Genomic DNA, 26,847 nt, shown 5'->3' with positions numbered 1-26,847 from the left:
GGAATCTTCGCCCCGCATCGGGCCGGGCTTGACAGCGCCGGAATATATGTATATACATGTTGTATGAGCGATCGCATTCTCAACCCCAGTCTTGCCGAGGTCAGTCAGGTACCTGCCACCTGCATGGGTATGCACGTCCGCCGTGCCTCTCGCATTGTGACGCAGGTATACGATGCGGCTCTGCGGCCTGTGGGTTTGGGGGTAAACCAGTTCATGTTGCTATCGGCCATTCACCTGGTAGGCTCGGCCCAAATTACGCACCTGGCCCAGGAGTTGTTTACCGACCAAACAACCCTAACGCGCAATCTCAAGCTGCTAGAGAAACGGGGATTGATAGCCATCAACCCTGGCGCAGATCGGCGGGTCAAGCTGGTATCTCTAACCGCCGAAGGTCAGTCTCTGCTGGCTCAGGCCTTCCCCCTGTGGGAGCAAGCCCAAACCGATGTGAAGCAGCATTTAGGGCAGCAGAATTGGCAAACTCTGCTGTCGCTGCTATCGGAGATCACAACCCTGGGCTAGGCTAAACGTCTTTGCGAAAAACATGTATATACATACAAAACCATTCTGGAGGCTGCCATGACTACGTCGAACAATCGTGCCAAGATTTTGCCCAAGATTTTAGTTGTTGGGGCAACGGGGAAGACTGGCGGGGCGGTGGTGGCCCAGCTGCGCCAGCAGGGGTGGCCCGTGCGTGCGATCGTGCGATCGCGCGATGCCCGCAGCCAGCGGCTCGATCGCCTCGGCGCAGAGACCATCGTCGCCGATCTGTTCGATCCTGACCAGATGCTGGCCGCCATGAAGGGAACCGCGCGCGCCTACCACTGCCTGCCCTTTCACCCCTACGCGATCCAGAGCGTGGCGGCGTTTGTGGCCGCCGCCCGCCAGTCAGAGCTGGAGGCAATCGTGGGGCTGAGTCAGTGGCTGGCCAGCCCCAACCACCCCTCCCTGCACACGCGCCAGCTGTGGCTGGCCGAGCAGATGCTGGCGGCAATTCCCGGCGTCGCCTACGTGACGCTCAATCCGGGCTACTTTGCCGACAACTACCTGCGGCTGATCGACTTCGCGGCGCTGCTGGGGATTTTTCCCGTTTTGACCGGCCACAGCCGCAACGCGCCTCCCTCCAACGAAGATATTGCCCGCGCTGCCGTCGCCCTGCTGATGGATCCCGATCGCCATGCTGGCAAGCGCTATCGCCCGACGGGGCCAGCGCTGCTGTCGGCCTACGACATGGTCAAAGTTTTGCGGAGAGTGCTGGGCAGTCCGGTGTTGGCGGTGAACATGCCCTGGTGGATGTTTGAGCGGGCGGCCCGCCTCCAGGGGGTCGCCGCCTTCGATCTGAGCAGTTTGCGCTACTACATTGAAGACCACAGGCAGGGCGCGTTTGAGCTGGCTGCGCCCAACCGCGTGGTCGAGGAGCTGACCGGCCAGCCAGCGGAGGATTTTGAAACCACGGCACGGCGCTATGCCGTTATGCCCTTTGCCCGCCGGAATTTGGCCAATCGCCTGCGCGCCTTTGTGAATTTCAACCGGGTTCCGTTCACCCCTGGCTACAACCTGGGGCGGTTTGAGCGATCGCAGGGTCATCCCGCCCCGCCCGCCCCGCAGTTTGCCATGGGCAATGACCGCTGGCGGGCCGGGCATAGCCCAACATCTTCGCTACCGGTCACGCCGCTCCTTACCTCTGGAGAACTGGCCTGATTCCATGCCATCGCGATATCGGTCAACGCCCACTCAGGAGATTCCCATGGCTAAATTTGATCATCACCCAACCGTTCAATGGTGGCGCGAGCAGGCTGAACGTAGACCACCCAACCGCCCTGCCCGCTTAAACTCAGAGGCGCTGCGATCGCTTTGCATTGAGGCGGGGGCCGACGATGTGGGGTTTGTGGAGATTGGTCGAGCCGCGATCGCCGATCAGCGGGCGGAAATCCTCAGGGCCTTTCCGCCCGTCCAAACCCTGATCAGCTTTGTCTGCCGCATGAACCGAGACAATGTTCGCACCCCCGTCCGTTCTGCCGCCAATTTAGAATTTCACGCCAACTACGACCACGCCAACGAGGTGGCCCGCCGCATTGCCAGCGGGCTGGACCAGAGCGGGGTGCGGGCGATGGTGCCCGGAGCCAGCTTTCCTATGGAAATGGATCAGTTTCCGGGCAAGGTGTGGGTGGTATCCCACAAGCCCGTGGCCGTGGCCGCCGGGCTGGGCCACATGGGCATTCACCGCCTGGTGATTCATCCCAAGTTTGGCAATTTTATTTCGCTAGGCACGATTTTGATCGATGCCGAGGTGACCGACTACACCCACCCCATCGACTACAACCCCTGCCTGGAGTGCAAGCTGTGCGTTGCCGCCTGCCCGGTGGGGGCGATCGGGGCCGACGGCCACTTTAGCTTCTCGGCCTGCTACACCCACAACTATCGGGAGTTCATGAGCGGCTTTACCGACTGGACCGAGACCATTGCGAGCAGCAAAAGCGCCCGCGACTATCGCCAAAAGGTCAGCGACGCCGAATCGGCCTCTATGTGGCAGAGTTTGGCGTTTAAGTCCAACTACAAGGCGGCCTACTGCATGGCCGCCTGCCCCGCCGGGGAAGATGTGATTGCGCCGTTTTTGAGCGATCGCAAAGCCTTTGTCAACGACGTGATCAAACCCTTGCAGGACAGGGCCGAAACCATCTACGTGGTGCCCGGCTCAGATGCCGAAACCTATGCCCAACGGCGCTTTCCGAATAAAACCGTCAAGCGAGTCAGCAGCGGCATTCGCCCCAAATCGATTCAGGGCTTTCTCTTTGGCCTGCCCATTCTCTTTCAGCGGCAGCAGTCGGAGGGGTTGAATGCGGTGTACCATTTCACCTTCACTGGGGCTGAGTCTCGCCAGGCGACGGTAACGATTCAAAATAAAACGCTGAAAGTTGAGGATGGGCACCTGGGCAAAGCCCATCTTGCGGTCACCGCAGACAGCCAAACCTGGCTGGGGTTTCTGGCCAAAGACCAAAACATCGTTTGGGCCATCGTGCGGCGCAAGATTCGGGTCAGGGGATCGCTCAAGCTGCTTCAGGCGTTTGGCAGGTGTTTTCCGGCCTGAGAGGGGGCCTGACGCCAAGCTCGAACTGTATCTCCCTGCCTCCCCAGGCCAACCTTTGAAGACACTGCGCTGCGTCAGGCCCCACAAGGCTCAACCACGGCAGTGCCTCTAGGAGATTGCCGTCGAGCCTCTCGATCTCAACGCCACGACTGGTGAGCTATTGAGCGTTGGGTGCCGCCACCTTCGGCGCACTCACCTGGTTGGCGATCCGTTCCAGGGCGTCGGCCTGCCGCTGCATTTGCTCAGTTTGTTTTTGCAGCTCTTCCATTTGTCGGCTCTGAGATAGCGCTCGGCTGGTGTCAGGGGTAAAAAACTCGCAGCTGGAGAGCAAAAGGCAGCACAGCAGCCCAAGCATCAAGAAAATACGCATACATGCACAGGAATATTGGGCATCTCTTTTAGGGTGAAGCAGCCAGAGGCTGATGAAACCTATCTTTGGGTCAGACCTGGGGGCGATCGCAGCAAAACAGCCAGCCATTTAGTGACGGCTGGCCGGGTAATGGACCTGGAGCTTGGCCTGAAGAGGCAGGCCAAGCTATCTAAAGCTGCTTCTGGTAGGTGAGCGAGCGTTTTTCGATCTGAAACCCAACCGATTCATAGAGGTTTTTGGCCTGGTTGGGGTTCTGGCTGTCGACACCCAGCCGCGCTATATCCATACCGGCCAGGTGTAGCCGGTGCAGCCCGTGCAGCAGCAGCGCGCGGGCGATGCCCTGGCGGCGGTAGCCCCGCCGGGTACCCAGAATGTTAATCGACCCTTCGTTGCGCTGTTTGCGGGCGTTTTCTTCGTGGGGGATATGGCCGCCGCAAAACCCGGCCAGGTTGCCGTTGGGGGCAACGGCAACCCAGTCTAGCTCGGGCTGGTAGGTGGGGTAGCTGAGGCGAAACTCGCGATCGCGCAGCGTCATCGGCGAAAAGTGCCAGTGATCGACAAAGCTCTCGTTAAACATGGCCACCCAGGCTTCGGCCTCGGCGGCGGTAGTTGGGCGAACCTGAAAGCCCTCGGGAATCTGGGGCGGCGCAATCGGCTCGGCCAGCGATCGTTGCATGCTGTAGAACTGACGCACGATGCCGTAGCCGTGGGTTTCGTAGATGTCGCGGTAGTAGGCGGCATTGTGTCTGGCCCCGGCATAGAGGGACGCGGGGCGCTGAACCCTGGCGCTCTGGGCCTGAACCTGCTGCTCAGCCCAGCAGAGGATCTCCGCTTCCAGACCATCGCCGCGAAAGTCGGGATGCACGTGAACCCCGACCCAGCCTTCGAGCACGTCGGTGGGCTCATCGATTGACAGAGAAGCCACGCCCACCAGCTGGCCGGCGGCGGTCTCCCAGAGCTGGCGCTGGCGGGAGCCATCGGGGGGTGGGTGATCGAGGCGGCGCTGGAGGTTTTCGAGGGAGGGGGCATTGTCGAGCTGATCGACCCGATCGCAGATCTCATAGAATGCCGCGATCGCGGGTAAATCGGCGTGACCAACGCTGGGGCGCGACTGCACGGATGTCAGCAGTTGATTCGTCATAGATGTAGCAGAGTAGGGGCTTGGAAGCTGCTACACCACAGGCAAGGTCAATTTCGGAGGGTCGAGTCGCTTAACCGGGTCTTACGATTTGCTCCCTAAGTTAGATTTGTTTCTAAGTTAAAGGTGGATTTACCCTCCAGGGTGAGCTAGCGATTTATCCTGGGGTTGCACCTGGTTGACCGGAGCAAATTTTGACCCCATGAGTATTCAAACCGTTTCCACCCAGCCCTATAGCGACCAAAAGCCCGGCACTTCGGGCCTGCGCAAAAAAGTTAAGGTTTTTCAGCAGCAAAATTACCTGGAAAACTTTGTCCAGTCAATTTTTAACAGTCTGGAGGGTTTCCAAAACCAAACCCTGGTGGTGGGCGGCGACGGACGCTACTACAACCGCGAGGCCATCCAAATCATTCTCAAAATGGCGGCGGCCAACGGCTTTGGCCGGGTGCTGGTGGGCCAGGGCGGCATTCTCTCGACTCCGGCAGCCTCCTGCGTGATTCGCAAAAACAATGCGTTCGGCGGCATTATTCTCTCGGCCAGCCACAACCCCGGCGGCCCCGACGAAGACTTTGGCATTAAGTACAACACCGGCAACGGCGGCCCTGCCCCTGAAGGTATCACCGACGCCATCTACGATCGCAGCAAAACCATCACCGAGTACAAAATTCTCGATGCCTCAGACATCGACCTCGATCGCGTCGCCAGCCACAGCCTGGGCCACACCACCATCGAGGTCATCGATTCGGTCAGCGACTACGGCGCCCTGATGGAAACCCTGTTCGACTTTGGCCAGATCAAGCAGCTGGTCTCGGGCGGCAGCTTTCGGATGTGCATGGACTCGCTGCACGCGGTCACCGGCCCCTACGCCAAGGCCCTGTTTGAGCGCAGGCTGAATGCTCCGGCGGGCACCGTGGTCAACGGCGAACCCCTGGAAGACTTTGGCGGCGGCCACCCCGACCCCAACCTGGTCTACGCCCACGACCTGGTGGAAACCATGTTTGGCGACAATGCCCCAGCCTTTGGCGCGGCCTCGGATGGGGACGGCGATCGCAACATGATTCTGGGCAACAACTTCTTTGTTACCCCCAGCGACAGCCTGGCGGTTCTGGCCGCCAACGCCACCCTCGTCCCCGGCTACCGCAACGGCCTGGCCGGCATTGCCCGCTCGATGCCCACCAGCCAGGCCGCCGATCGCGTCGCCGAAAAGCTGGGCATCGACTGCTACGAAACCCCCACTGGCTGGAAGTTCTTTGGCAACCTGCTGGATGCGGGCAGGGCCACCCTCTGCGGCGAAGAGAGCTTCGGCACCGGCTCCAACCACATCCGCGAAAAGGATGGCCTCTGGGCCGTGCTGTTTTGGCTGAATATTCTGGCTGTGAAGGGGCAGTCGGTCGAAGAGATCGTCAAGGAGCACTGGAGCACCTACGGGCGCAACTACTACTCCCGCCACGACTACGAAGGGGTGGAGAGCGATAAGGCCAACACCCTGATGGATAACCTGCGCAGCTCGCTAGGATCCATGCCCGGCAAAACCTTTGGCCGCTATACCATCGACTACGCCGACGACTTTGCCTACACCGACCCGGTGGATGGCAGCGTCGCTACCAAGCAGGGGGTGCGCATTGGCTTTACCGACGGTTCGCGGATTGTCTTCCGGCTGTCGGGTACGGGCACGTCGGGGGCGACGCTGCGCCTCTATGTAGAAAGCTACGAGCCTGACCCCGCCAAGCACGACCAGGAAACCCAGGCGGCCCTGGCGGATTTGATTGCCGTGGCGGACGAGATCGCTCAGATCAAGACGCTCACCGGGCGCGATCAGCCCACGGTAATTACCTAAAGCCGCGTCAGCTGCGGGATAGTGCCTTTCGTGTAATCAGATCCCAGGGCTTTCGGCTCTGGGGTCTGGATTGGCATTCTAGACCGCGATGACTGCAGAATTAAAAAGCGTCCTCTGGTGCTATCTTCCCTTGTAACTGGCTTTATTCGACCTGCTACACCAACGCATTGCTATGCAGTCTTGGTAAGTTCTAGTGCGTTGCAAAAGCTATTGAGGCTACTTAATAGAGCATTGTAGTAAGGATAAGCATCGTCCCGTTCTTTTTGTAAGCGGTCATATAGTGCTAGCTCTGGTTCTGGAACTAGATGACTTGTGGGAAATCTTAGGCCTGCTTCAGTCAGGCGCGTCGATGCGATCGCAATTAACAACGCTCCAACCGTTTCAGGATTACCGTTGCTTAAATCCTCTAGCCCAGGCAAGATTAATTCTGCCCCCGGCAATTCCTGCAATTTCATAGCTATCTTTCTTCGGTAGAACTCCGCCATCCAATCAGCAAGGCGCTAGCCCCTCCGGTAAAGTAGACGGAGCCTGAACCCTGAGCTTCTCTGCCGAGAATTTCCATAAGCTGCTCTATCTTCTCAGGATCAATAGTTGAGCGCATAGTAAGCTAGGGCAGCGTTGAGTTGTTCTTCCGTAAGCTCAAATAATCCCTGAATGAACTTAGGTGGATATTGACCCATCACATAATTCATCACGTCATAAAGGGTGATGCGAGTGCCTGCGATGGTTAGTCCACGCTCGGTGCAGGTAATACCACTAGCTTCGGAAGTCATGGAATAGCCTGGTGTAACCTGCGTTTATAATATCCCACGTCAGAATGAGGCAAGCAACTGTCTGCCTACCTCATTCTGGATGCTGTATTCGGGAACTACCTTTTGGTACGTACTTCAGCAGCTTGGGCCGTGTGATCGGGCAAGTTAGCCGACTAATTTTGCCGAAAGGTTGATTTCAGTACCGGCATAGAGCCTAGAAATGGGGCATTTTTCTTTGGCTGTTTGGGCGTACTCAGCAAACTTATCGGCATCCAGGCCGGGAACCTCTGCTTCGCAAACCAGATCGATGTGAGTAATCTTGGGACCGTCATCTTCGCCAAGATGTACCGAGGCTGTTGTCTGGATAGATTTAGGGGTCATGTTGTCCCCACTAATCAGGGCTGAGAGAAACATGGAGTAGCAGCCAGCGTGGGCTGCGCCCACCAGCTCTTCGGGGTTGGTGCCGTTTGCGTTTTCAAAGCGAGAAGCAAAGGTATAGGGGCCTTCAAATTGACCATATTTCATGACTCCGTTACCCGATTTGAGGGTACCGTTCCACTGGGCGGTTGCTTGACGTGTGGTCATAATTTTTCTCCTGTGAGGTAGTAAGTTGGGGCTTGCTGGCTCAACCCAACACATGGCGTTACCTTACCTCACCTGCTTACCCCAGGACTATTCCCAATAGGTAGTTCTGTAATATCGTCTGTGTTAAAACAGCTGGTGCTGTTTCCCTTTGTGACTGGCTTTGTTCGACCTGCTACGCCAATGCTGATTGCCTGACAGAAGTTCTAATGTAGGTTGGTGTTGAGCGAAGCGAAACCCAACACCAGTAACGGTTTTGTTGGGTTTCGCTAACGCTAACCCAACCTACAAGAGATCTGCGATCGCGCTAACCACTCCCTGAACCGAGAAGTTTTGGAACTCACAAACAACCTCAAAGAACAAGTGTAAGGACTCAATACGGAGCAGCTAACGTTCCTGGTCAGCGGTCTTCAGGGCCTTTCCCTCATGGCAAGCGGCCTCGGGAAATCCGCTGCACCAGGGTTGTTAGGTGCTGAATCAATAAATCCGAAAGGTTGACAATGAAAGGCACTTTGGTTGACAATCAGAGAAGGTAAGTTTTCAAAAGAGAGAGGCGCAAGTGTCAAAAGTGCGAAAGCGTGGTGAACAAATTCGCCAATTCATCCTGACCAATGTTGAGGAGCATCCAAGGGATATTGCTGCTCTAGCAGCGCAAGAATTTGGTATCACTAGGCAAGCTGTCAACAAACATATCAAGCGCTTAGTAGAGCAAAAGGCTCTTTCTTTTAAAGGCTCAACTAACAGCAGAATTTACTACCTTCATCCCCTGATCGAGTGGAGGAAAATATACTCTTTGGATACTACCCTTGAAGAAGATGTCGTATGGGACTCTGATATAAAGCCTTTGTTGTCTGATTTGCCAGATAACGTTAAAGATATTTGGATCTATGGCTTTACTGAAATGTTAAACAATGCCATAGACCACTCATCTGGAACAAGGGTACTCGTTCAGGTTAAAAAGACTTCTTTGTCCACTGAGATCATGATTGATGACGATGGCGAAGGAATCTTCAGAAAGATTCAGCGATCACTGGAACTAAATGACGAACGTCATGCGGTTCTTGAATTAGCTAAAGGTAAGCTTACAACTGACCCAGATCGTCATAGTGGCGAAGGTATTTTTTTTGCATCTCGGATGTTTGATCAATTTGCAATACTTTCTGGCAATGTATATTTCTCTCACCAATTCAGCAAGGCTGAGGATTGGATTTTTGAGAATGATAGTTCCCAAGATGGCACGAGCGTTTTTATGGAGCTCGACAACAATACTTCCAGAACCTCCAAGCAAGTATTTGACAATTTCTCCTCTGGAGATGATTATGCCTTCAATAAAACAGTCGTCCCTGTGCGTTTGGCACAGTATGGAGATGAAAGGCTAGTATCGCGTTCTCAAGCTAAAAGGCTATTGGCTAATGTCGATAAGTTCAAGATCGTGATTTTTGATTTCTCTGAAGTGGAAGCGATAGGCCAGGCTTTTGCGGATGAAGTGTTTCGAGTCTTTAAAAAGCAGCATCCAGAAATCCAAATTGTTGATTTGAATACAAACGAAGAAGTTAAGAAGATGCTTAACCGTGCTAGGAGTGCTCTTGGCACCTAACGGTTCGGGTCAGCGGTTGCCAGGGCTTTGCATCCCACCCAAGCGGCTTCGGTCAATCCGCTGCACCCGAATTGTTAGACGGAGTTCGAGGTTTCTGAAGAATGCGCCAAACTTTATCATCACAGATAGGTAACCAATTGAGCAATGAAGAGGAAACACCGTCTGTAGTATCTATTTCCATATCTGCTTTGTACAGACCACGATCGCGTGCTGCCTTAAACTGATGGGCAAAAAGACACTTGAGCAATGACACAGCTTCGTCCGTGGAATAATGTCGGCTGATGTATCCCCAGCTTATATCTAAGGTGCCATTGTTGGTTATACCTGCTGTTACAGCACCCACCACTTGACCATCCGCCAGCAATGCAAAGCTTAATTCTGGCAAAACACCGTCGAACACAATCTTCTGCCACTCAGGATGATCCTTCGGCTGAGGCGGCGACCAGCAATGTTCTTCGCTATACCGAGATACTAGAAAATCAAACACTTCTTGCTGCTTTGTCGGGATTAAGAATAAATCTGTAAAAGAGGCGATCGATAAGCAATCAGATGCAATTTGCGAAGGTATCGCTAGATAACTGATTAAATCAAAATTTTCGATATTCAGCTCAATACAATGACAATCGAGCTTTAACTGATAACCCATTCCCAGCAGAAAAGCTTCGGCGTCATCATTCCCCTGGTAATAACATCCTTTAATGCCAAGATGATTATCCTCTAACGGTCGAGCTTTTAACGCCGCCTCATGCAGTTTCCTGCCTAATCCCTGCCTGCGATAAGGCTCTGCAACAGCAACGGTAGTTTCAACCCAATACGGATGCAGACTGTTGTGATAAACACTAGCAGCACCGATCAGTTTTTCCTGATGCTCTGCAATGACTACAGGAATATGGCTAACAACCGGATAATAGCTTAAGTAAAAGTCTTCCTCATCTCCAAATGTTTGACTGACAAACGCTTTGACATTTGGAATGTCTGCTTTGGTCATCTCACGAATTGTTAACTGATTCACTGGGGACATAGAATCCTTTTCCCTGGCATGATTCCTCCGTACAGCTCAAAGCTTGTCGGCTGCTCCGTCTAACTATGTATTCAGCGTCAGATCTGACTGATAAGGCCCTCTATGCTCCGCATTATCCGACAGTTCTGCGGGATAACGCCCAGGATTTAAGGTATTAATCACAATTTTTGACGGTTAAGCCTGGGATTTAAGGGTGTTATCCGTCAGATACGGTGGTTAATCCTGGATATCAGAGGGCTTATCCGTCACAAGTGGTTGATAACATCCCTGACAGTGGGATTATCTACTACCTACCTATCTGGTCCGTCGCCACGTATTGCAAAGGTGATAGAAATCCATTGAATGGTTAGCACGGCGGCTATCCTCTGATGGTTCACTACGGTTGACGGCGATCGCTTGTATCAGTACACTCATCTATTAAGCCGCTCAGCACTGTGCGGTGACTGTACGCAGAACTCGAAAACTTTAGCGCTGCCGGAAGGTGTTAGCACCACCAACCGACAGCTGACCCCGCAAGTCTGACCGGCAGATTGCGAGGCTACGGTCGATCGTACCCTAGCCCCCTCAGTTTGCACCCCAACTGCGGGCGGCTAGGGTTTTCGCGTTCTGTCTTCCTACAACGCAAAAGGAAAACAGAACCGATGTTTGAATATCTCGAACCCGATGCCACCGGGGCATCTCATCTTCCGCCGTCTTCACGCAGCATCCCTCAAGCTCGCCCAGAGCGGGTGCGCCATATGCTCTACGGCAGCCTTGCCGCCATAGACCGCACCATCAAAATCCTCCATGCCCTTGGCTACGCCGACCCCAACGACTGGAGCGAACCCATCCCCGCGCCGCCTAGCGCTGAGACCCGTTCGTCGGGAGGAGTTGAGACATGGATGGCCATTCTCACCAAAACCGTCCTCATCGAGTGAGTCTTTCGTGAAAGGTCCCGGGTACCTGCCTGCGACTGTTGGCCAAATCTGCCTGCACGCGCAGGTACCCGGGACCTAATCGCAAGGCCACAGCAAAACTTACTGACCTTGCAGTAAAGCGTATTGACCTTGCAGTAAAGCGTATTGACCCCGCAGTAAAGCGTATTGACCTCGCAATCAAGCGTATCGACCCCGCGATCTGCTTTACTGGCACAGCTGTATAAAGAAGTGGCACAGCTGTGTAATGGTTTCAGGCGGCAACCTAGCCCAGGAGAAACTGCACGAACTATGAACCTTAAACCTTTCCGGGTCTAAACCCGTTCATAACCTATGTCCTTTACAGTGGCGACAAAAGGCATCGCAGATTAGAACGCCCGCATATTGTTGCCCCTGTTCACGAGGCCCCCATGACAATCCCCCCCAATTGTCCCACCGTAGATATCGAAGACGATCGCACTGGCCTGAGCGTCGATACCCTACGCCGGGCCTTGGCCGACAACCTGTTCTACATCCAGGGCAAGTGGCCCGAGGTGGCCAGCACCAACGACTTTTACCTGGCCCTGGCCTATACGGTGCGCGATCGCATGATGCAGCGCTGGCTCGGCTCCATTCGCAACTACCTGAAGCCCGAGGTGCGGGTGGTCACCTACCTCTCCGCTGAATTTCTGCTGGGGCCTCACCTGGGCCGCAACCTGCTGAATCTGGGCATCACCGAGCCGGTCAAAAAGGCAATTGTCGAATCGGGCCTCGATTTCAACGAGCTGATCGCCCAGGAAGAGGAACCCGGCCTGGGCAACGGCGGCCTCGGTCGCCTCGCCGCCTGCTATATGGAATCGCTGGCCAGCCTGGAAATTCCCGCGATCGGCTACGGCATTCGCTACGAGTTCGGCATCTTTGACCAGGAAATTGTCGACGGCTGGCAGGTCGAAATCACCGACAAGTGGCTCCAGTACGGCAACCCCTGGGAAATTCCCCACCCCGAGGCCAGCGTCACCGTGGGCTTTGGCGGCTATACCGAGGGCTACACCGACTCCGACGGCAGCTACCGCAAGCGCTGGATTCCCGGTAAGCAGGTCAAAGGCATCCCCTACGACACCCCGATTCCCGGCTACCGGGTCAACACCGTCAACACCCTGCGCCTGTGGCGGGCCGAGGCGGTGGAATCCTTTGACTTTCAGTCGTTTAATACCGGCGACTACTACGGCGCGGTGGATAGCAAAGTCACTTCCGAGAATATCTCCAAGGTGCTCTACCCCAACGACGAGCAAATCGCAGGCAAGCAGCTGCGCCTGGAGCAGCAGTTCTTTTTCGTCTCCTGCGCCCTGCAAGACATGATTCGCATTCACCTGGCCTCGGGCCGCAGGCTGGAGAGCTTTCACGAAAAGTTTGCCGCCCAGCTCAACGACACCCACCCCGCCGTGGGCGTGGCCGAGCTCATGCGCCTGCTAATCGACGACCACGGCATCGGCTGGGATACGGCCTGGAGCATTACCCAAAACACTTTTGCCTACACCAACCACACCCTGCTGCCCGAAGCCCTGGAGAAGTGGCCGATTTCGCTGTTTGGCGGTCTGCTGCCCCGCCACCTGGAAATCATTTTTGAGATCAACCAGCGGTTTTTAGATCAGGTGCGGGTGCAGACCATGAACGACCCCGCCAAGCTGGCCAGCCTGTCGCTGATTGACGAATCGGGGGAGCGCTATGTGCGCATGGCCAACCTGGCCAGCCTGGGCAGCCACGCCATCAACGGGGTAGCGGCCCTGCACAGCGAGCTGCTCAAGCTAACCACGCTGAAAGACTTCCACGCGCTGTTTCCCGGCAAAATTCGCAATGTCACCAACGGCGTCACCCCCCGCCGCTGGATTGCCCTGGCCAACCCTCGCCTGGCCGCCCTCTACACCGAGAAAATTGGCGATGGCTGGCTCCACAACCTCGACGAGCTGCGGCAGCTGGAAGGCTACGCCGATGACCCCGGCTTTCGCCACCACTGGCGGCAGATCAAGCGCGACATCAAGCAAGACCTGGCTGCCTACATCCACCGCCGCACCGGCATTGCCGTCAGCCCCGACTCGCTGTTCGACGTGCAGGTGAAGCGCATCCACGAGTACAAGCGCCAGCACCTCAACGTGCTGCACATCATCACCCTGTACCAGCGGCTGCGGCAAAACCCCGACCTGGATATTTCCCCCCGCACGTTTATCTTCGGCGGCAAGGCGGCTCCCGGCTACCACATGGCCAAGCTGATAATCAAATTCATCACCGCCGTGGGCGATGTGGTGAACAATGACCCGGCTGTGGGCGATCGCCTCAAGGTGGTCTTTTTGCCCGACTACAACGTCACCTTTGGCCAGCGGGTGTACCCGGCGGCGGATCTCTCCGAGCAAATTTCCACCGCCGGCAAAGAGGCCTCGGGCACCGGCAACATGAAGTTCTCCATGAGCGGCGCGCTCACCATCGGCACCCTCGACGGCGCCAACGTGGAAATCCGCGAGCTGGCGGGCGACGACAATTTCTTTTTGTTTGGCCTCACCGCTAGTGACGTAGCGGCCCTCAAGGCCAAGGGCTACAACCCCTGGGACTACTACAGCAGCAACCCCCAGCTCAAGGAGGTAATCGACCTGGTCAACAGCGGCTTCTTTGCCAAGGGCGATCGCGACCTGTTCCAGGACATTACCAACAACCTGCTCTACAGCGATCCCTACCTGCTGCTGGCCGATTACCAGGCCTACATCGACGCCCAAGACCGCGTTGGCATCGCCTACAAAGACGAGGAGCACTGGTCGCGCATGTCCATTCTCAACGCCGTGCGCATGGGCAAGTTTTCGAGCGATCGCTCCATCCACGAGTACTGCACCGACATCTGGAAAGTGTCGCCTGTGCCGGTGGAGATGATGGCGTATGACCAGACTCAGGCAGGATTAACGTTACGGTGATAGCTAATTGACTATTAGCTATCACCGCAACTTTATCCAACTACTCCCATGCCCCTAAACCTCTACCTCCTGCGCCACGGCGAAACCGAGTACAGCCAAAGCGGCGGCTTTTGCGGCGAGCTTGACCCCGAACTGACGGCGGAAGGGCTCGCCATGGCCGAGGCCTTTGCCGAAAAGTACCGAGAAATGCCCTGGCAGGCGATTTTCGCCAGCCCGATGAAGCGCACGATCGCCACCGCTATGCCCCTGTGTCAGTCGGTGGGCGTGAACGTGCAGCTGCGCAACGGCCTCAAGGAGATCAACTACGGCGCCTGGGAGGGCCTGACCGCCGAGTACGTGCGGGAGCACTTTAGCGACGACTATCTGCACTGGCTGACCGAACCGGCGTGGAACCCGCCCACCGGGGGCGAAAGCTCGGTGCAGATCGCCAGTCGGGCCTCTCTGGTAATGGCCGAGATTGAGGAGAACTTTACCGAGGGCAATGTGCTGGTGGTGTCCCACAAGGCCACCATCCGAATTATTTTGTGCAGTTTGATGGGTATGGATGTGGGGCGCTATCGCAACCGCATCAGCCTCCCCGTCGCCTCCGTGACCCACGTGCAGTTCAACAACAACGGCCCCATGCTGGTGAAGCACGGCGATCGCTCCCACCTGCCCGCAGAACTGGAATCTAGACCAGGTACCTAGGGGGGATGCCAGCGATCGCGCCGGCCAGGAGGATAGAAAGGCAATAATCTCCCGTTTTCTTTAAATTTTCCCCTCCCATGCCTCTCAACCTCTACTTTTTGCGCCACGGCGAAACCGAATCGAGCCAGAGCGGCACCTACTGCGGCTTCTCCAACCCAGGGCTGACCGCCGAGGGCGCCGCCATGGCCCAGGCCTTTGCCGACAAGTACCAGCACCTGCCCTGGCAGGCCATCTATGCCAGCCCCTTGCAGCGCACGGTGGAGACCGCCACGCCCATGTGCAAGGCCACGGGCCACACAATGCAGCAGCGCGACGGGATAAAGGAAATGTTCTTTGGCGAGTGGGAGGGGCTGACCCACGACGAGGTGGAGAGCCGCTACAGCAAAGACTACGTTCGCTGGCTCACCGAACCCGCCTGGAACCCGCCCACGGGCGGTGAAACGGGGGTGCAGGTCGTCAGCCGCGCCGCCCTGGTGATCGCCGAAATTGAGGCCAACCACAGTTCTGGCAACGTGCTGATTGTGTCGCACAAAACCACGATTCGGCTGCTGCTGTGCAATCTTTTGGGCATCGATAGCGGTCGATACCGCGATCGCATTGAGCTGCCCGTGGCCTCGCTCAGCCTGGTGCGCTTCGGTGACCATGGGCCAATGCTGGCCAAGCACGGCGATCGCTCCCACCTGCCCGAGGAGCTAGATGCGAGGCCGGGGACCTAGTACTTGACCAAGTTAATTGTGACAGGGAGCAATGGTATAGGGTATGCGGTTCACGGTATACGGTTCACGGCTTACCTTAAACCGTATACCGTGAACCGTATACCCCCCCTTACCGAAAAGAATCGTGAGCAAACGGAGGTATTCCAGACGTCGCTTGAATCCAGGCTTTCTCCCTAAAATCAAGGCGACGCTTTCGTTGTGGACTGGCGGAATGCCCCATGAAAATTCTCGTACTCAATGCCGGGTCGAGCAGCCACAAAAGCTGCCTATTTGACCTCACAGAAGGCCATTCTGAAGCACCCGAGCCGCTATGGCGCGCCTCCCTGGACTGGACTCACCAGGAGGGCAGCGTAGAGCTATCGGCCAGCGGCAGCGGGGAGTCGGTGCAGCAAGTGCTGCCCATCACCGATAAGGCGGCGGGCCTGGAAGCGATGGTGAAAACCCTGGTGGAGGGGCCAACCCAGGTGCTGAGCAGCCTGGGGGAAATCGAGGCAGTGGGTCACCGGGTGGTGCACGGCGGGCGCGACTACGTCGATAGCGTGCGAGTTACGGAGGAGGTTAAGGCCGCGATCCAGCAGCTAATTCCCCTGGCCCCGGCCCACAACCCCGCTAACCTCCAGGGCATTGAAGCCATGGAGCGCATTTTGGGCGATGTGCCTCAGGTGGCCATGTTCGATACCGCCTTCCACGCCCGCATGCCCAAGGCGGCAGCGCTCTACCCCGGCCCCTACAGCTGGGTCGAGCAGGGCATTCGCCGCTACGGGTTCCACGGCATTAGCCACCAGTACGTGGCCCAGCGGGCGGCAGACCTGATGGGGCGAGATCTTGCGGATCTGAAATTGCTCACCTGTCATCTCGGTAACGGCTGCTCGTTGGCGGCGGTGAAGGGGGGCATCAGCGTCGATACCACCATGGGCTTCACGCCCCTGGAGGGGCTGATGATGGGCAGCCGCTCGGGCAGCGTTGACCCCGGCATTCTCATTTACCTGATGCGCCAGGAGGGCTACAGCGCCGACCAGCTCGATACCCTGCTGAATAAAGAGTCGGGACTCAAGGGTATCTCCGGCCTGTCGAACGACATGCGGGGAATCGCCGAGGCCATGGAGCAGGGGAATGCTCGGGCGAAACTCGCCGTAGATATGTTCATTCACCGCCTGCACCGGGAAATGGGGGCGATGATCGCCAGCCTGGGCGGGCTGGATGCGGTGGTGTTTACCGCTGGCATTGGCGAAAATTCTCCCCTGCTGTGGCAGCGGGCCAGCGCGCCCTTTGAGTTTTTGGGGCTGCGGCTAAAGAAAGATCTGGCTCGCGCTAAGGATGACCAGGATATTGCAGCAGCGGATTCGGGCGTGAGCGTATTGGTCATTCATACCCAGGAGGAATGGGCGATCGCCCAGGCCTGCCTAGGGCACCGCTATAGTTTCTAACTGAACCGCCGTTCTGGCACCTGACTAAGATCGACGATCTCTCACCCCAGCCCCATTGTCGACAGCGCCGATCGCCATGGCATTCCGTCAGCTTCTCGCTGCCAGAGGCTGTGTAACTAATTTTCAAGCGACTGAAAAAGGGTGAAACAGAGGATGGGAAGATAGCCTTATCTCACTGTCAAAGCACAGAGAGTCCATACCAAATCCTGTTGGAGCAATCTCGATTTAGCGAGGTATGGCCATAGTCACTTAGGTTGAGACATCCAGAGGCTTTCGAGCGGTTGAACGCTTTGAGGAGAAATGTCTTAACCAGATTGGCTACAGCTATAAATGCTGCTGAACCTGCGCAAGCTGTCTGTTTGCGATCGGGGTTATTGACGCCAGATCTGGTATTTCCTTTTGTATTTTGGCTCTCAAAACTTTAGCTAATCGAGCCTACCCATTGCCAAGCCGTTAGGAAACAAAGCCTATGTCTGCCGCCGATCGCCGTAAATCCAATACGCTGTACGTCGTTTTAATCGCCGCTGCGGCAGCTCTGGGCGGCTTTTTATTCGGGTTTGATACGGCGGTCATCAATGGCGCGGTGGCCGCCATCGCCAGTTCCTTCAATGCCAGCAGCGTCGGGGTTGGACTGGCCGTGTCGCTGGCGCTGTTGGGGTCTGCCTTTGGCGCATTCTACGCCGGCAGAATCGCCGATCGCTACGGTCGGGTCAAGGCCATGATTGCCGCTTCGGTGCTGTTCACCATCAGCGCCATTGGCTCTGGACTGGCCCTGGGGCTTTGGGATTTTACCTTTTGGCGGCTTCTGGGCGGCATTGCCGTGGGTGCCGCCAGCGTTATTGCCCCTGCCTACATCGCCGAGTGTTCTCCGGCCCACCTGCGCGGTCGGTTAGGCTCGCTGCAGCAGCTGGCGATCGTCATTGGTATTTTCATCGCGCTGCTGTGCGACTACTTTATTGCGGTTTCTGCCGGGTCAGCGGAGGCCCCCTGGGCCTTTGGCATTGCAGCCTGGCGGTGGATGTTTTGGACTGAAATTCCCCCAGCGGTGCTCTACGGCATGGCCGCGTTGATGATTCCCGAGTCCCCTCGATACCTGGTCGCCCGAGGCCGCGAACAGGAAGCCGCCAAGGTTCTGAGCAAAATTTCCGTTCCCAACGTGCTGGCCAAAATTGACGAAATCAGGCAGACGGTTTTGCAGGATCGTGAGCCCAAATTTTCAGATCTGCTGTCCCGCAGCGGCAATCTGCTGCCCATTGTCTGGGTTGGCATTGGCCTATCGCTGCTTCAGCAGTTTGTCGGCATCAACGTCATCTTCTACTACAGCAGCGTGCTGTGGCGGGCCGTTGGCTTCTCCGAAAAAGATTCCCTCACCATTACCGTCATCACCGGGGCCGTAAACATTATTACCACCCTGGTAGCGATCGCCTTCGTCGATAAGTTTGGCCGCAAGCCCCTGCTCATCCTGGGGTCCATCGGCATGACCATCACCCTGGGCACCATGGCCTTTGTGTTCGGTCACGCGCCCATAGATGCGGATGGCAACCCAAATTTGACCGGGGCAGCGGGCACCGTAGCGCTGCTGGCCGCCAATCTCTACGTATTTTGCTTTGGCTTCTCCTGGGGCCCCGTAGTGTGGGTGCTGCTGGGAGAAATGTTCAACAACAAAATTCGAGGCGCGGCCCTTTCGCTGGCGGCCTGTATGCAGTGGATCGCAAACTTTGCCGTTTCAACCACATTTCCCCCCATTCTGGAGTTCTTTGGGCTGGGGGCAGCCTACGGTCTCTATACCATCTCAGCCGCCATCTCCTTCTTCTTCGTCCTCTTCTTTGTCAAAGAGACCAAAGGCATGGAGCTAGAGCACATGTAGAAGGAGGCAGGCCAGGCTTTGCTCTTCCACCACCTGCCTCTAGCGTTTAACTCGGCCTCTCGTCCGGTCACCAATTTGGCTAGGCGCTTACTGCTCCTGCACCAGCCGCAGGTAGTTTTGCTTCAGCTGCATGTGGCTCTCGCTCATGCGATCGGACAGGTTTTTCTCCACCTGAGAGAACTGCTCCCAAAATAGGGAAGACCGCTGGGAGCCGATATATTCCTGCCAAAGCCGCTCCAGCAGGTCAGCCGCCAGGGGGCTTTCGGCCCTGACATCCGCTGCCACCGCTTGAAACGCCTTATGGGCGGCGGGGTGTTGCTTTACCTGCTGGGCCAGAGTAATGGCGTCCTGCAAACGGCTGGATAGATCGGGGGAAAGAGCCATAGGTATTGATTATGCTTACTATTTCTTTTACAAATCTAAACAATTAAAGCTGCCTCGGCAAGGAAAGTCCTGCGACGGGCCTATTTCTGGCTACTGCGGCGGGCAGAGATTAGGGTAGATTCGTAAGGAGCCATGCTGTTGCAGTAGTCACGTTGGTTAGGCGATCCAGAAACCCTATGAACGTTCAAACGTTTGAACGTTTGCAGGAGGCAGGTCTTAGCCAGACTGGCTACAGCTATATTTGCTGGCGCTTGATCTACTCTTTTCCCTGCCGCATCTCTTCCTCGACCTATGGCCAAACAGCGCATTCTCTCTGGCATTCAGCCGACGGGCAACCTCCACCTGGGCAACTACCTGGGGGCGATTCGCAACTGGGTTGACCTGCAAGAAGAATACGACGCCTACCTGTTCATGGCCGATCTGCACGCCATTACGGTGCCTCACGACCCGGCCCAACTGGCGGAGGATACCTACAAGGTGGCGGCGGCCTATATTGCCTGCGGCATCGATCCCGAGAAGGCCACGATTTTTGTGCAGTCGCACCTGTCCGCCCACGCAGAGCTGACCTGGCTGTTTAACTGCATCACCCCGCTCAACTGGCTGGAGCGGATGATTCAGTTCAAGGAAAAAGCCGTCAAGCAGGGAGAAAACGTCAGCATTGGCCTGCTCGACTACCCGGTGCTGATGGCGGCCGACATCTTGCTCTACGAGCCCGACCTGGTGCCCGTGGGCGAAGACCAGAAGCAGCATCTGGAGCTCACCCGCGATATTGCCAATCGGCTCAACTTTCAGTTTGGCAGCGAAGAAAATCCGGTGCTCAAGGTGCCCGAGCCGATGATTCGTCCGGAGGGGGCTAGGGTCATGAGCCTGACCGACGGCAGCAAAAAAATGTCCAAGTCAGACCCTTCGGAGCAAAGCCGCATTGACCTCACCGATCCGCCGGAGGTGATTGTCAAAAAGTTCAAGCGCGCCAAAACTGACCCGGAACGGGGGCTGTGGTTCGATGACCCGGCTCGGCCCGAGTGCAACAACCTGCTGACCCTCTACATGCTGCTGTCGGGGCAGACCAAGGCCGCCGTGGCCGCCGAGTGCCGTGAGATGGGCTGGGGGCAGTTTAAGCCCCTGCTGGCGGAAACGGCGGTGGCGGCCCTAGCCCCCATTCAGGTGCGGTTTAATGAGCTGATGGGCGATCGCACCTACTTAGAGAGCATTCTCAAAGCCGGGCGCGAAAAGGCTGGCGATGTGGCCAACGCCACCCTGGCGCGGGTCAAAGATGCCCTGGGCTATTCTAAGCCGCTGTAGCCCTGGGATATGTAGCCGTCGGGATATACTGATTAACTACCTTCGTCCTCGACATAGGGAATCCTAAGGGGGATTTTTTGACGTCTGCACCGTTGGGTTATCGGCTGCGCACAGCGGCCAACGCTGGCCAATTTTTGGTCACAGCGGAGGTCATGCCGCCCAAGGGGGGCAACCCAGAGCACATGCTGGCGATGGGCCAGCTGCTCAAGGGGCGGGTCCATGCGGTCAACGTCACCGACGGCAGCCGGGCGGTGATGCGGATGTCGTCCTGGGCGGCGGCGGTGCTGCTGCAACAGCAGGACCTTGAGGCGGTGTGCCAGGTGGCCTGCCGCGATCGCAACCGGATTGCCCTCCAGGCCGACCTGATGGGTGCCCACGCCCTGGGTCTGCGCAATATTTTGGCCCTCACTGGCGACCCCGTTAAGGCGGGCGACCACCCCGAGGCGCGATCGGTGTTTGACCTGGAATCGGTGCGGCTGCTGAAGCTGCTCGAAAAGCTCAACTACGGCGTAGACAGCCACGACAAGCCCCTCAGCGACGGCCAGCTCGATCTGTTTGCGGGAGCGGCCATCGATCCGCAGTCGCTCAGCTGGTCGGGGCTGCAGCGGCGGTTCGAGGCCAAGGTTAAAGCGGGGGCGCAGTTTTTTCAGAGCCAGCTGATCACCGATTTTGAGCGGCTGGCCAAATTTATGGACCAGGTGGCCTCTGGCTACGATCGCCCCGTGCTGGCCGGAATTTTCTTGCTTAAGTCGGCTAAAAATGCCAACTTTATTAACCGCAACGTGCCCGGCGCCCAAATTCCCCAGGCCATTGTCGATCGCCTGGCCCAGGCCCCAGACCCGCTGCAAGAGGGGGTTCAGATCGCCGCCGAGCAGGTGCAGGCCGCCCGCCAGGTGTGCCAGGGGGTGCATCTGATGGCCGTGCGCCGCGAAGATTTAATTCCCCAAATTTTGGACCAGGGGGGCATTGCCCCAGTAGACCCGCCCTAGGCCAGCGGTAGGGGCTGAGGCCGAAGGGTACGCTTACCCACAGGGACCAGGCGGAGTTGACCCGGCGGGGCCAGGGTCAGCCCCCGGCGCACGGGCTTTAGAGAACGGCGATCGCGGGCCGGTAGCTCCAGCTGCCAATGCCGCAAAACCGTGGCCAGCACCAGCTTCATTTCCATCAGAGCAAAGGCCATGCCAATGCAGCTGCGGTGGCCGCCCCCAAAGGGCAAAAACTCGTAGGGCGAGTACTGCCGCTCCAAAAACCGCTCGGGCCGGAAGGTATCGGGGTCGGGATACAGGTCTTCGCGGTGGTGCACCAGATAAATATTGAGAAACAGCACCGCCCCAGCGGGAAACTCATAGCCCGCCACCGCCATCGGCTCGCTGACAATGCGGATGCCGGTGGTAGGGGCAACCGGGTAAATGCGCAGGGTTTCCTGGCAGAGGGCGGTGAGATAGGGCAGGCTGGCGTAGGCTAGGGGATCGGGGGCAGGCCCCAAACTGTCGAGCTCCTGGCCCAGGCGATCGCCCACCTCTGGCAGCCAGTGAATCCAGTACAGCGCCCAGGTCAGGGCCGAGGCAGTGGTTTCGTGGCCCGCCACCAGCAGGGTCATGAGCTCGTCGTGGAGTTCGCCGTCGCTGAGCGGCTGCCCCTGGTCATCGCGGGTCGCCATCATCAATGACAAAATGTCGGTGCTATCGGGCTGGGGGCAGCGGCGGCGGTCTTCAATTTCGGCATAGATCAGGGCGTCAATCTCGCCCTTGATGCGCACAAATCGCCCCCAGGGGCTGAGCGATCCCAGATCCTTTTGCAGGCCTGGAAAGAAGATAAAAAAGGCGCTGGCCGGGGTGCCCAACCCCTCTAGCAGGGAGCTGAGCAGCTGGCGCAGGCGATCGTAGCGATCGCCGTCCCCCAGGCCAAACACCGCCTTTAAGATCACCCGCAGGGTAATATCCTGCATGGCGGCCCGCAGGTTGAAGGCTCTGCCTGGGTGCCAGTCCGCCATCACCTGCTGGGTCAGGGTGCAGATTACGTCACCGTAGGCCCGCATGCGATCGCCGTGAAACGGGGGCATTAGCAACCGGCGATGGCGGCGGTGGCGATCCCCATCCAGCAGCAGCAGCGACTGATCGCCCAGCAAAAAGGTCAGCCCGCTGCCCACATTCTGGGGCGGGACGTGAAACCGGGCGGCATCCGCCTGAAAAATACCCTGAATCACCGCTGGGTCGGCCACATAGATCGACGGTGGCGAGCCTTCCCCCACCCGAAACACCGGCCCGTAGCGCCGGTAGTTCTCCTCAAAATAGTCAAGCGGGCGCAGAATCAGCTTGGGGGCACGTCGCCAGAAGGGCGTGGTAGAGCCGGGGAGGGCAGGCATAGCAGAAGGCGCTTGAAAGAATTGGGCTAGGCAGAAGGCCTACTGTCCTGATGCTAGATCATCCCGTCGGCTTCTGGGCCTGCCCTGGCAGCGCTACAAAAACTCCCGCAGAAACTCGTAGGGTTCTACCTCCCAGATTGGCTCAGGCACCAGATAGCTCAGCCGATGGAGAATGTCGGCCTCGATCGCAGCCATCTGGTCATGGGCAAATATTTCGCCCAGCGCCAGGCGATCGCGATCGCGCAGCGGTGACAACGGATTGGCCAGCTGGGGCGCCGCATCCGCCATGGAGTATGGAGCCCCGACGGACTCAGATGAGCCTGGCTTTTGGTCGGCATCTGGAGCAGCATCGGATTGCCCTGGGCGGCGCGATCGCTTTTTGGCCGCAGCTCTTTGGCTCGTCGTAAATAGCGCCCTGACCCACGGATCGGCTCTCAGCGAACTGCTGACCGGGCGGGAAAAGGACGACTCTAAACCCCACGGGTCTGCTGAATAGGTTCCCGCATCTATAGAAGGTGAAGCAGAGGGTACGGCTCCCGTGGGGCCAGGGGTAATGCTCATGGTGCTCCAGTGCCAGTAGTGACATTCAGGTCAAGGGGGCCGATGGCCGGTGGTCACCGCCAGCAGAGCAGCCCTGGCCAGGATGCACCAGGATGAAACCCGCCAGAATCGCCTCAGCGCCCTATTCTTTCAGTATAAATGCGGAGGCGATGGAGATAGACAGTTCCCGATACACCCTTACAGAGCTTATCAACTGGAACTTTGAGCGGTCGAGCGCTGCTGCTTCAGGTAGGCAAACACCGACTTATCGCCAATGTCGGGCACGATCGGCTGCACCACCTTGCGCCCAGCAAACACCAAAAATAGACCGGCCCAGGCAGCCAGCAGCCCCTGCTCCACGCCCAGGGGCAGCCAGCCCGCCAAGTGCCCCAGCAGCAGCAGCGGCACCAGCGGCGTTAGCAGCTTGGTTTCCAGCCGGTCAAAGCAAAAGGCCTCCTTGAAAAAAATGCCGGTTAGCGCCACAAAGGTAAAGCCCACGCCCCACAGCACCGCAGGCGTTGCCATCACCGTTTGGGCCAGGGGACCGTCGATACCGTGGGAGAGTACCAAAGACGCCACCCCCCCCACCAGCCAAACCGCCTGCAGCAGACGGTGCAGGGGCACCAGATAAATGTGAATAGTGGCCAAACTCAGCCCCAGCCCCAGCCAAAATACCGTGTAGAGGGCGCTGATGGCCTGCACCAGGGTGGGATTTTGGGGAGAGAACAGGGCGATCGCGGTTCCCGCCGCAAAGGCCAGCGCTGCTACCATTAGCCCAGCGCGGTAGAGCACCACTCCGCGGCGATCGCCCGCCGTAATGGTGTAGTCCCCAAACTGCCCTGAATAGATCACTGTGGCCTCGTTCGCAGCGCTGTCCATAGCCTTCACCCAAGCTGAGAAATCTACGGTTAAACCGTATTTCTATAGTATCGGGTCGGGGCGAGTCGGGGCGGGCTGGACCTATCGGGTCAGGGATATCTGGGTAGGTAGGGTAACGGTAAAACAGGTCTGGTTCGCGTCGCTAGTCACCTCAACATTGCCCCCCAGGTGCATCGCCAGCTTTCGCACCAGGGCCAACCCCAGCCCCGTTCCGCCCTGTTTCCAGGGGTCGGCGCTCGGAACACGATAAAACTTATCAAAAATGCGGGGCATTTCCTCAGCCGGAATTGTAACGCCCGTGTTAGTTAGGGCAATGGACACAAAGTCGCCAGCGGTATCGGGATGGGCCGACACCTGTAGCGTAATGTTTTCGCCTGGAGGGGTGTATTTACAGGCGTTGTTGAGCAGCTCTGCCAGCACCCGCTCCAGGCTGGCCAGATCGGTATGCAGCACGGGCAAAGCTGGCGCGACGACCAGCTTCAGGGTCTGATCACGGCTTTTAGCGCGGGTTACAAAGCTGTCAATCCAGCCGGCCAACCAGGTATCTAGCAAAATCGGCTCGGGCTGGATGGGATGATTGCCCACGTCCAGTCGCTGTAGGTCCAGCAGATCGTTAATCAAGCTGATCTCGCGCTCGCACTCCTCCTGCAAAATGCTGAAGTAGCGGCCAATGCGGGTCTGCTCCGTTCTGGGTTTTTGCAGGTCGGCGGTGAGGTCAAATTCCTGGTTGAGGGTGACCCCCAGCAGCTGCAGTGCCACCCGCATGCTGGTGACCGGGGTGCGCAGCTCATGGGATACAGTGCTGAGAAAGTCGTCCTTGAGGGTGTTGAGACGCTCTAGCTCGGCCACCTGCGACTGGGCCGCCTGGTACAGTCTGGCCTGGCGAATGGCGATCGCGCACTGGTTTGCCACCTGCTGCACCAGACGAATCTCAATGTCGTTGAACCCGTAGTCGCGGCCATTGATCAGCCACAGATCGCCCAGCACCCCGCGATCGTCGACAATCGGGCAGGCCAGCATCGCCACATATCCCCGCACCGGGTTCGGTTCCACCGAGCAAAACTGAAAGTACTGCCCGTTCAGCAGCTGGTGGTAGACCTCCGGAAAAGCCTCCATCTGCGCCACTCGCCCCTGGTAGGAAGGGCTGGAGCTGTTGTACTCGTAATAAATGGTCGAAGTCCCCTGCTCCAGGTCGTAGAGCGAGGTGTTCGACCCTTTCACCTCCAGGGCTTCGGTCAGCTCCTTCACCGCGGTCAGCATAATCTGATTCACATCGAGGCTATCGCGCACCCGATCGGTGATCCGCTTTAGGGTGGCCTCAAACTCCAGCGCCGTTTGCAGCTGCTCGGTACGCTGGGTCACCTGCCGCTCTAAATCGGTGTTGAGCCGCTGCACCTGATTGTAGAGGCGAGCCTGCTTGATCGCCCCCCCCACCTGGGTCGCCACCTCCCGCAGGGTTTCAATTTCCCAGGTGGCCCAGGGGCGGGGGCCGCTGCAGTTGAGGGCACACACCAGGCCATAGATAGACTCCGCCTGCACAATCGGCATGATCAGGCAGGCTTTGACCTGAGCCTGATTAAACTTAGCCAGGTAGGCCCGGGGAAGGTGCGCCGTGGCGATATCGTCGATCACCTCCATTTCCCCGTGGCGATAGCGCATCAGGTCGATGGGAATAAAGCTCAGGTCGGTCTGAGCCATGGCCGATGCCGCCATCGTAGGGGTGGCCGACTCAGCCACCACCCCGTTGTAGTCAGGATCAAAGCTGTAGAACAGCACTCGGTCAATGTGCAAAAAGCGCCGCACCTCGTTGACCGTGGTTTGCAGCAAATCCTCAGAATTCAGCGATTGCAGCAGGTGCTGGGCGATCGCCCCCAGCAGCCGCTCTCGCTCCGACTGGCGCTGCAGCGTTTGTTCCACCCGGTGTAGGGGAGTAACATCCTGCAGGCTCACCATCAGCAGAGGTTCACCGTCAGCGGCAAAAAACCGGCGGCTAGTCGCCGTCAGGCGGCGATAGTCCTCAGCGCTGCCGGTCATCTCCAGCACAAAGGTTTGAGCCACGCCAGTCGCCATGGCCCGCTGCCCGGCCGCCACAAGCTGCTGACTCACCCCCTGGGGCAGTACGTCTGTTCCCAGCTGCCCCACCAGAGCTGCCAGAGCTGACTGATCGCGGCCCACCAGGGCGGCACAGGCCTGATTGAGAAAGAGCCAGCGGTGCTGCTGGTCAGTTATCCAAAGCGGAGCCGCGATCGCATCCAGCATCTCCCAAGGGGCGGCGAGGCGAGACTGCGCTCCCAGGGGCACGGGGTCGGGGGGCAGGGTAGACATAACCGATGGAGAAAAGTTAGGTTCCGAAACGGGGCGTATGCTCTTTAAACACTATGCCCAGAGCCACCAGAGAACGCCCACCTCAGCCCGACAAAAGGATAGCTCCGGAAAAACATCAGAACA

At 57.8% G+C, this 26,847-nt stretch carries 23 protein-coding genes and 2 pseudogenes; 13 read left to right on the top strand and 12 right to left on the bottom strand.

The window, feature by feature from the left end; genetic code table 11:
* The first annotated feature begins 63 nt into the window (after nucleotides 1–63).
* From LEPTO7104_RS0106420 to LEPTO7104_RS0106410, 3 genes are read left to right on the top strand one after another with little or no spacing between them, the layout of a single operon-like run.
* Entirely contained in the window at nucleotides 64–519 is a 456-nt protein-coding gene (locus LEPTO7104_RS0106420; RefSeq protein WP_017297734.1) for a MarR family winged helix-turn-helix transcriptional regulator, read from the top strand.
* Nucleotides 520–576: 57 nt separating this feature from the next.
* Nucleotides 577–1,698 carry an NmrA family NAD(P)-binding protein gene (locus tag LEPTO7104_RS0106415; RefSeq protein WP_017297733.1) on the top strand — a complete coding sequence of 374 codons (1,122 nt, stop codon included), beginning with the start codon at nucleotides 577–579 and terminating at the stop codon, nucleotides 1,696–1,698.
* 46 nt (nucleotides 1,699–1,744) lie between these two features.
* Entirely contained in the window at nucleotides 1,745–3,085 is a 1,341-nt protein-coding gene (locus tag LEPTO7104_RS0106410; RefSeq protein WP_017297732.1) for an SCP2 sterol-binding domain-containing protein, read from the top strand.
* A 157-nt stretch (nucleotides 3,086–3,242) separates the two neighbouring features.
* On the opposite strand, the gene LEPTO7104_RS0106405 is transcribed toward LEPTO7104_RS0106410, so the two are convergent.
* Nucleotides 3,243–3,455, bottom strand: a complete 213-nt coding sequence (locus tag LEPTO7104_RS0106405) for a hypothetical protein (RefSeq protein WP_017297731.1) — start codon at nucleotides 3,453–3,455, stop codon at nucleotides 3,243–3,245.
* Nucleotides 3,456–3,624: 169 nt separating this feature from the next.
* Nucleotides 3,625–4,596: a GNAT family N-acetyltransferase gene (locus LEPTO7104_RS0106400; RefSeq protein WP_017297730.1), complete on the bottom strand. Its 972-nt coding sequence runs from the start codon at nucleotides 4,594–4,596 to the stop codon at nucleotides 3,625–3,627.
* Nucleotides 4,597–4,795: 199 nt separating this feature from the next.
* Here LEPTO7104_RS0106400 and LEPTO7104_RS0106395 point away from each other — a divergent pair, with 199 nt between their 5' ends.
* Nucleotides 4,796–6,430 (top strand): alpha-D-glucose phosphate-specific phosphoglucomutase, encoded by a 1,635-nt coding sequence (locus LEPTO7104_RS0106395; protein WP_017297729.1) that lies wholly within the window; start codon nucleotides 4,796–4,798, stop codon nucleotides 6,428–6,430.
* Between the two features lie 170 nt (nucleotides 6,431–6,600).
* Here LEPTO7104_RS0106395 and LEPTO7104_RS37980 read toward each other — a convergent pair whose 3' ends face one another.
* The 4 genes and pseudogenes from LEPTO7104_RS37980 to LEPTO7104_RS0106385 all read right to left on the bottom strand — a co-directional run bounded on the left by LEPTO7104_RS37980 (nucleotide 6,601) and on the right by LEPTO7104_RS0106385 (nucleotide 7,767).
* Nucleotides 6,601–6,885 carry a hypothetical protein gene (locus LEPTO7104_RS37980; protein ID WP_071527196.1) on the bottom strand — a complete coding sequence of 95 codons (285 nt, stop codon included), beginning with the start codon at nucleotides 6,883–6,885 and terminating at the stop codon, nucleotides 6,601–6,603.
* Nucleotides 6,886–6,899: 14 nt separating this feature from the next.
* Nucleotides 6,900–7,031, bottom strand: a pseudogene (locus LEPTO7104_RS44005) (DUF6036 family nucleotidyltransferase); the annotation flags it as partial.
* A gap of 1 nt (nucleotide 7,032) precedes the next feature.
* A pseudogene (locus LEPTO7104_RS32965) lies at nucleotides 7,033–7,203 on the bottom strand (DUF433 domain-containing protein); the annotation flags it as partial.
* A gap of 144 nt (nucleotides 7,204–7,347) precedes the next feature.
* A complete protein-coding gene (locus LEPTO7104_RS0106385) occupies nucleotides 7,348–7,767 on the bottom strand; it encodes an OsmC family protein (RefSeq protein WP_026072424.1) in 420 nt (139 codons plus the stop codon).
* A 556-nt stretch (nucleotides 7,768–8,323) separates the two neighbouring features.
* Here LEPTO7104_RS0106385 and LEPTO7104_RS0106380 point away from each other — a divergent pair.
* Nucleotides 8,324–9,361 carry an STAS-like domain-containing protein gene (locus LEPTO7104_RS0106380; protein ID WP_017297726.1) on the top strand — a complete coding sequence of 346 codons (1,038 nt, stop codon included), beginning with the start codon at nucleotides 8,324–8,326 and terminating at the stop codon, nucleotides 9,359–9,361.
* A 52-nt stretch (nucleotides 9,362–9,413) separates the two neighbouring features.
* Here LEPTO7104_RS0106380 and LEPTO7104_RS0106375 read toward each other — a convergent pair whose 3' ends face one another.
* Complete coding sequence (locus LEPTO7104_RS0106375; protein WP_017297725.1) at nucleotides 9,414–10,349, bottom strand: GNAT family N-acetyltransferase; 936 nt, start codon at nucleotides 10,347–10,349, stop codon at nucleotides 9,414–9,416.
* Nucleotides 10,350–11,023: 674 nt separating this feature from the next.
* Between LEPTO7104_RS0106375 and LEPTO7104_RS0106370 the strand changes: the two genes are divergently transcribed.
* From LEPTO7104_RS0106370 to LEPTO7104_RS0106345, 6 genes are all read left to right on the top strand, one after another.
* Nucleotides 11,024–11,299 carry a hypothetical protein gene (locus tag LEPTO7104_RS0106370; RefSeq protein WP_026072423.1) on the top strand — a complete coding sequence of 92 codons (276 nt, stop codon included), beginning with the start codon at nucleotides 11,024–11,026 and terminating at the stop codon, nucleotides 11,297–11,299.
* A gap of 407 nt (nucleotides 11,300–11,706) precedes the next feature.
* Complete coding sequence (locus LEPTO7104_RS0106365; protein ID WP_017297723.1) at nucleotides 11,707–14,232, top strand: glycogen/starch/alpha-glucan phosphorylase; 2,526 nt, start codon at nucleotides 11,707–11,709, stop codon at nucleotides 14,230–14,232.
* 48 nt (nucleotides 14,233–14,280) lie between these two features.
* Entirely contained in the window at nucleotides 14,281–14,919 is a 639-nt protein-coding gene (locus tag LEPTO7104_RS0106360) for a histidine phosphatase family protein (RefSeq protein WP_017297722.1), read from the top strand.
* 77 nt (nucleotides 14,920–14,996) lie between these two features.
* Complete coding sequence (locus tag LEPTO7104_RS0106355; RefSeq protein ID WP_017297721.1) at nucleotides 14,997–15,635, top strand: histidine phosphatase family protein; 639 nt, start codon at nucleotides 14,997–14,999, stop codon at nucleotides 15,633–15,635.
* 218 nt (nucleotides 15,636–15,853) lie between these two features.
* On the top strand, nucleotides 15,854–17,062 hold the full coding sequence (locus tag LEPTO7104_RS0106350) for an acetate kinase (RefSeq protein WP_017297720.1): 1,209 nt from the start codon (nucleotides 15,854–15,856) through the stop codon (nucleotides 17,060–17,062).
* A 469-nt stretch (nucleotides 17,063–17,531) separates the two neighbouring features.
* Nucleotides 17,532–18,929, top strand: coding sequence for a sugar porter family MFS transporter (locus tag LEPTO7104_RS0106345; RefSeq protein ID WP_017297719.1), 1,398 nt, complete (start codon nucleotides 17,532–17,534; stop codon nucleotides 18,927–18,929).
* An 87-nt stretch (nucleotides 18,930–19,016) separates the two neighbouring features.
* Here the strand turns inward: LEPTO7104_RS0106345 and LEPTO7104_RS0106340 are convergent, their stop codons facing one another.
* A complete protein-coding gene (locus LEPTO7104_RS0106340; protein ID WP_017297718.1) occupies nucleotides 19,017–19,313 on the bottom strand; it encodes a hypothetical protein in 297 nt (98 codons plus the stop codon).
* Between the two features lie 291 nt (nucleotides 19,314–19,604).
* Here LEPTO7104_RS0106340 and trpS point away from each other — a divergent pair, with 291 nt between their 5' ends.
* Both trpS and LEPTO7104_RS0106330 read left to right on the top strand, forming a co-directional pair.
* Nucleotides 19,605–20,615 (top strand): tryptophan--tRNA ligase, encoded by a 1,011-nt coding sequence (trpS, locus tag LEPTO7104_RS0106335; RefSeq protein WP_017297717.1) that lies wholly within the window; start codon nucleotides 19,605–19,607, stop codon nucleotides 20,613–20,615.
* 77 nt (nucleotides 20,616–20,692) lie between these two features.
* Nucleotides 20,693–21,604 (top strand): methylenetetrahydrofolate reductase, encoded by a 912-nt coding sequence (locus LEPTO7104_RS0106330; RefSeq protein WP_155523540.1) that lies wholly within the window; start codon nucleotides 20,693–20,695, stop codon nucleotides 21,602–21,604.
* Here the strand turns inward: LEPTO7104_RS0106330 and LEPTO7104_RS0106325 are convergent.
* The 4 genes from LEPTO7104_RS0106325 to LEPTO7104_RS32960 form a co-directional block, all read right to left on the bottom strand.
* Nucleotides 21,601–22,980: a cytochrome P450 gene (locus LEPTO7104_RS0106325; protein WP_017297715.1), complete on the bottom strand. Its 1,380-nt coding sequence runs from the start codon at nucleotides 22,978–22,980 to the stop codon at nucleotides 21,601–21,603. The genes LEPTO7104_RS0106330 and LEPTO7104_RS0106325 overlap by 4 nt on opposite strands.
* A gap of 93 nt (nucleotides 22,981–23,073) precedes the next feature.
* Complete coding sequence (locus LEPTO7104_RS41555; RefSeq protein WP_225886934.1) at nucleotides 23,074–23,541, bottom strand: hypothetical protein; 468 nt, start codon at nucleotides 23,539–23,541, stop codon at nucleotides 23,074–23,076.
* A gap of 189 nt (nucleotides 23,542–23,730) precedes the next feature.
* Nucleotides 23,731–24,399 (bottom strand): DUF2301 domain-containing membrane protein, encoded by a 669-nt coding sequence (locus tag LEPTO7104_RS0106310; protein ID WP_017297712.1) that lies wholly within the window; start codon nucleotides 24,397–24,399, stop codon nucleotides 23,731–23,733.
* An 81-nt stretch (nucleotides 24,400–24,480) separates the two neighbouring features.
* Nucleotides 24,481–26,724 carry a sensor histidine kinase gene (locus LEPTO7104_RS32960; protein ID WP_017297711.1) on the bottom strand — a complete coding sequence of 748 codons (2,244 nt, stop codon included), beginning with the start codon at nucleotides 26,722–26,724 and terminating at the stop codon, nucleotides 24,481–24,483.
* Between the last annotated feature and the right edge of the window lie 123 nt (nucleotides 26,725–26,847).

Source organism: Nodosilinea nodulosa PCC 7104 (genome assembly GCF_000309385.1).
GTDB classification, from domain to species: domain Bacteria; phylum Cyanobacteriota; class Cyanobacteriia; order Phormidesmidales; family Phormidesmidaceae; genus Nodosilinea; species Nodosilinea nodulosa.
This window is presented reverse-complemented; position numbering and strand designations above follow the sequence as displayed.